Source organism: Mesorhizobium sp. P2_E10, from assembly GCF_056404235.1.
The window spans coordinates 50121-58591 of record NZ_JBFUEK010000022.1 but is presented as its reverse complement, the minus strand read 5'-3'; the positions used below and the strand labels follow the sequence as shown (position 1 = coordinate 58591).

Sequence of the window (8471 nt, the reverse complement as noted above, 5' to 3'; positions counted from 1 at the left end):
GTCGCGAACGCTTATGCCGTCCGCGCTTAGGCGAAGCAGTTGTCTCAATTGTCTCATGGTCAGCCTTCTTCTCTTCGGCATGCATCTCTCCTCTACCGTCGAGGAAATGCATGCCCAGGTTGCTGACCCAAAGGCACTATCCAGGCTTCAAAACTGTCCGGTATTTAATCGGAATCGCGTCCGGTTAATTCTCGGAATCGCGTCCGGTTTTTGATCGGAATGCCGTCCGGTAAATCGTCGGAATCCGCACTCACCCGCGCCCGCATCCTACTCTCCGCCGACGAGCACTGGCACTCGGAGCCTTGTCAGACGAAAGTCAGCCGGCGCGGATTGTCGATCATAATGGCATTGATCTCGTCCTCCGAATAACCGCGTTTTCGCATCAAAGGCAGGACCTGCTGCTGTATGTGCGCGTAGCCGTGCCCGCCGAACTCAGCCAAACGGATTATATGGCAGATGTCGTGACTGATCACGATTTGTCGGAGATGCCCGCGATCAATCAGACGCCTAATCGTCCGGATACGCATACCGTCATTCGGCATGTCGATGTCGGCATGCGCGTAATAGGTGTTCTCCTGCCCGAACAGGTCCCATTCCAGCACGACACCAGAGTCAGCGAGGCGAAACAGGCGATCGTCATCGAAAATCGTTCTGTCGATATGGTCGATAATCGTACGCGACAGATCGGCCCCGTGTTCCTGCAGGAACTCAACGAGCATCCACGGGTGGGCCTCATGGCGCGCCGGGTGGATCGTCAGTGCCCCCCAGTCTCCTGCTGGGCGATGACGGCGGCCGCCAGCACTCGCTTCTCGAGATCGGTCCACGGCCACTGGCAGCCTATCTCGCCAATGATCCCGGCACGTATCTGGGTTCCCCAGCCGCCCAGTTGAACCTGATCAATCATCTCCTGGGCGAAGCTGTCGATAGTCCGCTTGTTATTGTCCGGGTCCTGGTAGTCGTCGACGTAATGACCGCAACCCATCACAATCTGCGCGCCACTCTCCCGCGACACCTCCACCAGGCCCTCGGGATCGGGCACGAGACCGCCGATCGTCAGCTCGACGATCGTCCAGCCACCTGCCTCGACCATACGGGCGGCCTCGCGAGCAGCCAGCCCGCGATCCCTCTGCGTGGTGTTGCGCGCATCGGCGATGCCACCGGTCATTAGTTTCCAGTAGTCGCGCGGATCCGGACCGCTTGTGGCAGACGCGTCCCGCCGAGCTGGCCGTGTGACGTCCCAGATGAGATGCTCGTGCATCAGCGCCCGGCCCAGCGTCGCCGGGTCAACTAGGCCCAGCACCGTCTGGGCCTTACCCCTCATCTCATTTCTGCTCAACCGCATGCTTCATCTCCATTGACCGGCTGCTCAGGTTCGGAGTGTGACAGCGCGTACTAACGCCGCGGAGTCGATTGGCCCGAGCAGCCTCCGACGTGTGTGCGCGAATTCCTCCACCGCATCGACGAAGCGGTCGAGATCCGATTGTTGGACCGGGAGGCTCAGCGCGATCATGCCACGTCGGGCGAGATAGAAGCCGGCTTGCAGCATGTCGAGAAAGAACAGTTCCCGCAGACCATCCTCCTGAGCCGTCAGCGTATAGGGGCGGCGGATCATGGGGGCGCGGTAGTGGGCCGTAGCGAGCGAGCCCACTCCGCTGAAGTGCATAGCCACGCCGAGCTTCGTGAGACGATCGTTCAATGATGCCCGCAACCGCTCGCCGCGTTCGTACAAGTCCTCCGCTGCAGCCTGTGTGAAAATTTCTCCCAGCGCAACGCGACCTGCGGCCATTGAGAGGACGTTGTTGTTGAAGGTACCCGCGTGCGGCAGGCGCCCATCGTAGAGGGACATGACGTCGGCCCGGCCACCGAAGGCCCCGAAGCTCATCCCGCCGGCCATGTACTTGCCCAGGGTCGTGAGATCGGGCACAATGCCCAGGCGCTTTTGAAGCCCACCATCAGACATGCGCGATGTCATAACCTCGTCGAAGATCAGCAGAGCGCCCACCTCCCGCGTTGCCTTCCGCAATGCTTTCAGGAAGCTGATCTCCGCGGGGATACAACCGCCACTACCGAGCATGGGTTCGATGATCACGGCCGCGAGCCGATCGCGGTTCTGCTCTATCACCGCCGTCGCAGCGTCCTGGTCGTTGTAGCCGGCCAAAACGAATGGGAACGGAACGGTAACTGGGGATGGACCTTGGGGCGTGAACAACAGCACACCGCCATGATAGCCACCGCCAAAAGCGAGGATCGTGTCCCGGCCGGTGTGGACGCGGGCCGCCGTGAGCGCCATCAGATTGGCTTCTGTGCCACTGTTGGTGAAGCGTACGAGCTCAATCGACGGAAACCGCGCGCAGATGAGTTTTGCAAGCTCGATTTCAGCCCTGCCCACAGCGGCGAGGTTCAGCCCCCGCGTCATAGCTTGCCGAACTGCGTCGTGGATCCGCATTTCAGAATGGCCAAACAGGCCGGCCGTGTATTCGCCGCAGAGATCCACAAACTCATGGCCATCGATGTCCCAAAGTGTACTGCCTTCGCCTTTGTCCATCGCAATCGGAAAGGGCTGATAATACAGGACGGAGCGTGTGTTCCCACCCGGCATGACCGTGCGGGCTTGGTTGTGAAGTACGCAGCTTCGGGGATGCTTCGCGATGAAGCGGTCCCTGGCCTCGATCAAGCTCGATTCAAGTGCGCTGTTCCATTCGGGGACGGCCGACATCTTCTAGACCTTAATTCGACGCGTCGCTATCGACGCCTTGGGGAAGGGCGACGTGGCCCGCATGGCTCACTGCATAGCGCATCACGACTTGCTCGCTGGGAGCAAACAGGTAGCCAATTTCTCCGTGCAGGACGCAAGCTTACCGGCATAGTTCCGTGATGTCATTGGTGGGTACCTGTATGGCGCCGTGCCTTCGAACAGCAGCATCCCGATTTCAGGATGCTCAGCGCGAAATTGCGTGACGCAAGCGGAGGCTTCACTCTCGATCTGATCAATTTTGGTCGGGATTGGAGGACGCATCGACCCTTTGCGGAGAAATTCGCCACCTTCGACGCGCCGATGGCCACTCTCCTCGATCTCTCGGCTTGTCGACACCAAGCGGATCTTCACCGAAACGCTCGGTGAGCGGCTGCGGCCGGTCGGCTAAATTTCTTCCTCTCGCTCGGGGATTCGCTTCGCGCGATAGGCAGGGCGATATTCAAGTCGCGCGATGATTGCGCAGTAGCCCGGCTGGCGAGGGAAGACAGCACGCCAGCCACGGCAGCGGACGACGTTATCCGCGCAAAAGGCCTGCGGCTTATCGAAAGGCTCATTTTATGTTCTCCTCCATTGTTCCCGCACCGACGGGATTCCTGCCTTCTGCGACCGATCGATCGACGTAGTCTCAAACAGCCAAAGCCGTCTCGACCAGGTTCACCCAATAGCCGATGCCATAAGGCAGGGCTTCGTCGTTGAAGTCATACGCCGGGTGGTGCAAGGAAGCGGTCGAGCCGTTACCAATGCGAATGTACGCGCCCGGCCGCGCCTCAAGCATGTAAGCGAAGTCCTCCGATCCCATGCTTGGTCTCATCTTATCATCCACGGATTCAGACCCGACGAGGGCGCGTGCTGCCTTGACTGCCAGATTGGTCCCTTCAGTGTGATTGAACATAATGGGTTCGAGCCGTCGAAGCCTGAACTCGATTTCCGCCCAAATCCTCGGGCAATGCCTTGTGCTAATGCCTCAATTTGTCGTTCTGCGGAATCCCGCAGGGGGGGCAGGAGGGTCCTAACGGTGCCGGCCAATTCAGCGCACTCTGGAATGATGTTGTACGCTGTTCCGGCATTCAATTTGGTGACGGAGATGACGACGGACTCGGTCGGGTCCGTGTTGCGGGAAACCAATGTTTGCAGACCGACAATAATCTGGGCTGCAACAACTATCGGATCGATGGTCCGATGCGGCTGGGCCGCATGGCCACCCCTGCCCTTTACGACAATATCGAACTCATCAAGCGCGGCCGCGTTCGGTCCATCGCATGTGAGGAACTTCCCCACTTCTATTCCGGGCCTATTGTGCATGCCAAAAACCTGGGAGATGCCGAAACGATCCATGATCCCCTCATGGACCATCCTTTGGCCGCCCTGTCCGTCTTCCTCGGCGGGTTGAAAGATCAGGGCAACGGAACCCTTGAAGTTGCGCGTCTTCGCAAGGTATTTGGCGGCCCCTAGCAGCATGGCCGTGTGACCGTCATGGCCGCAGGCGTGCATTTTGCCCGGAATCGTTGACGACCAGGGTTTGTTTGAAGCTTCCAAGATCGGCAGGGCGTCCATGTCCGCCCTCAACCCGATCGTCGGCCCGTCTCCACCTTCGCCCTGGATCAATGCGACGATACCGGTTTCAGCTATCCCCGTTTCGATATGATTGATGCCGAACGAAGCCAGTTTCTCGGTCACGAACTGGGCCGTGTTGTGCAGGCGATAATCGAGCTCGGGATTTTGGTGAAGGTAGTGGCGCCACTCGGTTGCCTCGCTCTGCAAATCCCGAAACGTCTCAACGTCGTGCATGCCATGCCCTCGTATTTTTGTAGCCTCTCGGCATATCTATCGTTGGCCGAATGGCGACTATGTTCGTTCAAACATCATTGTCACGGCGGCTTCCGTCAAATGCAGTTTGGATATCATCTTCATCTAGAAGCGAGATGGATGGTAGCGTGATGATGTAATGGACGGCTGCACTTCCTGGCAGCAGGCCATCCGGCATCGCTATATGCTAACCCGTCCTATTCATGAGCCTTGTGGTTTTGAGCGCCGCTGAGCCTTGGGTCATGCAGGTGTGCGGCGTCTTCTCACCGCAGCTGAGACTGGACTTTGGAACGCGCTGGAGGGTCAAGGTTGGTTTCTGCGGGGCTTTGATGCCCCGGCGCTCATGGTGCTGCGGGCTGCAGCGTGAGAGCGATTTGTCGGAGAGCTATGGCGGAAGCTGGGTGATGACGGTTTGAGAAGGGCGGCGTATCGAGGCGGGCGATTGAAGCCTGCCAGAACCTCTCAGGTGAGATCGATGTCGTCCTGGCGGCCCAGGAGGCCTTCGAAGCGGACAGATTTCAGGATGCCGATCGCCGCCGGCAGGCGGTGCGGCAGGTCCGCCACCAACCAGTCGAGCATCAGCAGGCTTCCATAGTTCGAGCCAAGCGTGATGATGAGGGCGCGCAGCGCTTCACAAGCCGGCGCTGGACACATCCGAAGCTGGGCCGCCGGAAGGCCGGCTTGTCGATGTCTGCGGGCAATGTCTGGCGGAAGACGAGCTACGAAGATGTCACGTTGTCTGCATATAAACGCGTTGGGACCTGTGGTCGATGATGTCAGCTGACCACGGCCACGGCTTTCCATTCCGCCATGGCCTGCAGGCGAGCGAGCGGAGCGTTTTGAGCGGGGCGGGACGAAGAGATTGCGCAGAGCGAGAAGATCGAAACGAAGCGTTGCAGTGCTCCTGGTGATCGGAAGCCTTGCATCATCCGCTCCCGTTTTCGCAGCGGCACATGTGCATTCTCCGCCCGGTTGTTTAATCCCTTGTGCGACCAATGCTCGACGTCCGGCATCACCTGTCGCCTGGCTGCTCCATAGGAGCGCAGCTTGTCGGCGATCATGCGCTTCGGCGCGATGCCTTGCTTCTTCAGCAGCCGCGTCAGCAAGCGCTTGGCCGCTTTGGTGTTGCGGCGGTTCTGGACGATCTCGTCGAGCACATAGCCATCCTGGTCGACGGCGCGCCACAACCAGTGTTTCCTGCCGGCGATGGTGATGACGACCTCGTCCAGGTGCGCATAGTCACTTCAGAACTGCCTCAGCTCGGCAAATATTCGCGGCTCCAGCTTTCGCTGGCTTGGCCCGCAGCGAAAAGCTCGATGATCTCTTGCTCGCTATATTGCAAGCTGCGCAATATTTGCCGCGTCGATGCTCCATATTTCTCGGGCGGAACCGGGGAGTAAATCTTTGCAGACATGGGGCGCACTGCATAAGGGTCAACCTGCGTCACGACGTGACCGCTTGGATGATCAGGCAGCGTCGAGAAGGAATAACTGCCTTGATCTATGCCCGGGGCACCATCCGCAATCCTCGCATATTTTGAGCGCAGCACGGCGATATCCTCACAGATTGCGGCTCCGATATCGGCTGACTGAAGCCTTGATACCCATTCCTCGGCTGACTTTGTAAGGAAGGCCTTGGCCAAGAAAGACATGCGATAGGCATTCGGCATATCAGCCAAAGCTCCAAGGCCCTCAACCCGGCCGAATCGGGGCAGGTCTCGCTCGGACGCGCTGACCAGAAGGCTCCGGCCTGAGGCCGTCTCATAGAGACCGTTCAGTGCATCATAGCCCTTGGAAGCCGGTCCTGATGGCTCGTCGAACGGTCCACGCCCTTCATAGTCGTAGCAAAATGGAATCTGCAATAGGCTGGAGAGTGCCGACAGCGACGTACGGGCGCGCCCCGCTTGGCCGGTCCTTGCCTTCTGGAACAATGCCACGGCGATACCCAGGGCCGCGCTCAACCCGCCCATCACATCCAGCGTACCGACCGACACGTGGTTCTCGGGCGTCGCGCTCGAGCCACCGAATCTAAGCATGACACCGGTCGCCGCCTGGACATTGTTTTCATAGCCGAGATAGTCGCTGCGTGAGCCGCGGCGGACGCCACCGAAACAGTCCAGCTGACAGAAAATCACGTCCGGATTGAGATCTTTCAAGCTCTCCAAGTCGAGCCCCATGCGCTTGACCTGTCGGTCAGGCGCATTCCAGATCACGACATCAACCGATTTCACCAGCCGTTTGAAGGCCTCTCGACCGCCAGATGAGCCAATGTCTACCAGAGCCGAGCGCTTGCCGCGCAAATGAGTGAGGCCGTAGATTACGGTTACCTCGGGCTCATAAAGTGGACTGGCCGGGTCGATTTTAATCACCTCTGCTCCGAAGCGGGCGAGATAGGACGTCGAATGCGGGCCAGCGACAACATTAGACAGATCCAGAATTCGTACGCCGTCAAGCCATCCTTTCGGTCCATCGGCCGAGCGGAGCGTCGGCGCCTTGCCAGGCATTGCCGAGAGTGCGGCGACGGCCTGGTCAAAGGTGACCCATTTTCTCGGCACCGGGCTCAACATCGCTTCCCCGCTTTCCTCTAGCCAGCCCACAGGTCCGGGCTGGGTCATCTGACCATAAATGGGATCGTCGACCTTAATCATCAGGCCCGCAGAAGCTGCGTGGTCGTCGCCGATCCATTCCTGCAACCAACGCTGGGGCGCGGCGGGAATGAGTCCTTCCCCGAAGATATACTCCCATTCTGTTGACGTCCGGCTTAAAAAAGCGGCCTTCATCCTTTCAGTGATCTTGTCGGCCCAGTCTCTCGGCAACGCATCGAACGAAACGTCGGATTGCCATTCGCGGGCTGGAAGATAGACATCCTCCTCCACTGCCAGCCCCTCGGCCACCAATTCGTCGAAAAGGCCGAGCACTTCTAAGCAGCGAATCGGATGATGCTTGTGGCCGGCACATAGGACATGGAACATGCGGCCATCCTTGCACTTATAACTGCGGCAAAATGGATTGGCCAGTTCCCGTGTGGACTCGTAGGATAGGTCCATCGGCAACGCGTTTTCGAGCCGGCGTTCGACCTCGATCTCAGTTTGTGATTTGTAGCGGGACGGGAGATCGCTGATGCTGATCGAGTTGTAGGAAAGACCCTCCATCACCGCGCATGCGAGAGGTACCTCGATCACGTCACCGATTCCGCTGCGCTCCCGCGCCTGAAGCGCCAAGACGATTGCAGATGCAGCAAGCAGCGTGCCGTAAGCGGAGGCCAAAGGTAGCGGCGAAAAGGACGGATTAATCCCCATCAGGTTGCGAGAGAGAGACAAAACGCTAAACACGCCGGAGGATGCGGCAATGACAGATTCGAATGCGCGCCACTCGCGACGGAGCTGATCATTGGAGGAAAAGCCGGGAATGGACACTGCAATCAAATCGCGCTGGGCTTCTCGAATCGCAGTGAAGTCAATGCCGAGCCGTGCAAGCACACCCGGGCGAAAATTTTCGATAACTACGTCCGCTTCAGCAATGAGTGCCAGCGCTTGGGCCACACCCTCTTCGCTTTTCAATTCGATTGAGGCGACCAGCTTATTTCGATTGAGGGTCGCATTTGCCGGGCTCTCCCAGAGCGGACCAGATGGCGGGTCGATATGCACGACCGTTGCGCCAAGATCGGCAAGGATCATCGCCGTTGCGGGACCGGCAATGTACTGCCCAAAATCAACAACTTTTATGCCGGAAAGAGGAAGGGAGGAACGTCGCATCTTTATGCCTTCCCCTAGAGAGTGTGTTGCATGCGGCAAGCACGTGAAGTTAATGTCGTTACCAGCGTCCGATCACGCAGAGGATCGCTCCTGACCTCGCCGCTCTTGCGACGCAGCGCGACTATTCCCGCAGGAGTAGCTTATAGAGCCAGCCGG

Annotated in this window: 4 protein-coding genes and 2 pseudogenes; all 6 read right to left on the bottom strand. The window is 58.9% G+C overall.

Translation table 11 applies throughout. The annotated features are described in order from the left end of the window. Positions 1-305 precede the first annotated feature (305 nt). The 6 genes and pseudogenes from AC1D0N_RS29420 to AC1D0N_RS29395 all read right to left on the bottom strand — a co-directional run bounded on the left by AC1D0N_RS29420 (position 306) and on the right by AC1D0N_RS29395 (position 8315). A complete protein-coding gene (locus tag AC1D0N_RS29420; protein ID WP_477249858.1) occupies positions 306-719 on the bottom strand; it encodes a phosphotriesterase family protein in 414 nt (137 codons plus the stop codon). A 35-nt stretch (positions 720-754) separates the two neighbouring features. Then, on the bottom strand, positions 755-1342 hold the full coding sequence (locus tag AC1D0N_RS29415; RefSeq protein ID WP_477249857.1) for a phosphotriesterase family protein: 588 nt from the start codon (positions 1340-1342) through the stop codon (positions 755-757). Positions 1343-1366: 24 nt separating this feature from the next. Further along, positions 1367-2716: an aspartate aminotransferase family protein gene (locus AC1D0N_RS29410; RefSeq protein ID WP_477249855.1), complete on the bottom strand. Its 1350-nt coding sequence runs from the start codon at positions 2714-2716 to the stop codon at positions 1367-1369. A 664-nt stretch (positions 2717-3380) separates the two neighbouring features. Beyond that, a pseudogene (locus tag AC1D0N_RS29405) lies at positions 3381-4543 on the bottom strand (M20 aminoacylase family protein). A gap of 794 nt (positions 4544-5337) precedes the next feature. Beyond that, a pseudogene (locus tag AC1D0N_RS29400) lies at positions 5338-5802 on the bottom strand (IS6 family transposase); the annotation flags it as partial. Positions 5803-5816: 14 nt separating this feature from the next. After that, a complete protein-coding gene (locus tag AC1D0N_RS29395) occupies positions 5817-8315 on the bottom strand; it encodes a CoA transferase (protein WP_477249853.1) in 2499 nt (832 codons plus the stop codon). Positions 8316-8471: the final 156 nt, after the last annotated feature.

What these genes read in the sequence shown, in the direction of transcription:
- AC1D0N_RS29420 (WP_477249858.1), bottom strand. Translation starts at nt 719, where the DNA reads ATGCTCGTTGAGTTCCTGCAGGAACACGGGGCCGATCTGTCGCGTACG.
- AC1D0N_RS29395 (WP_477249853.1), bottom strand. Translation starts at nt 8,315, where the DNA reads ATGCGACGTTCCTCCCTTCCTCTTTCCGGCATAAAAGTTGTTGATTTT.
- AC1D0N_RS29410 (WP_477249855.1), bottom strand. Translation starts at nt 2,716, where the DNA reads ATGTCGGCCGTCCCCGAATGGAACAGCGCACTTGAATCGAGCTTGATC.
- AC1D0N_RS29415 (WP_477249857.1), bottom strand. Translation starts at nt 1,342, where the DNA reads ATGCGGTTGAGCAGAAATGAGATGAGGGGTAAGGCCCAGACGGTGCTG.